Below are 321 nucleotides of genomic sequence, written 5' to 3' on the forward strand. Positions count from 1 at the left end.
CATAATTTCCTCGATTATTCTGTCGGAAATTTCGGCTGAATCAATATATACATGATAAGCAGCGCCGTAACTGTTTCCTATTCTGAAGCAGTTAAGTTTGCTGAAGTCCATAGAAGTCGGAGCGATACTGTCTTTTACGGAAATACCGGAGGTATATCTTGATTTCCAGTCAAAATTAAAAGGAATCGGGTGAAGCGGATGCAGACTTTCTTTCAGAAGCTTAAGCCTTTCAAATCCGTTTAAAGAATGAACATTAACATTCATACGCTTAAAGATCCGGATAATTTTCAGCTCTTCACGTTCAAGAGAAGCCTTAGCTTT

At 38.3% G+C, this 321-nt stretch carries 1 pseudogene; it reads right to left on the reverse strand.

What is annotated here, in order from left to right:
* Window positions 1–321, reverse strand: a pseudogene (locus OCV67_RS13590) (VirB4-like conjugal transfer ATPase, CD1110 family); the annotation flags it as partial.

Source organism: Porcipelethomonas ammoniilytica (assembly GCF_025567485.1).
Lineage (GTDB): Bacteria > Bacillota > Clostridia > Oscillospirales > Ruminococcaceae > Porcipelethomonas > Porcipelethomonas ammoniilytica.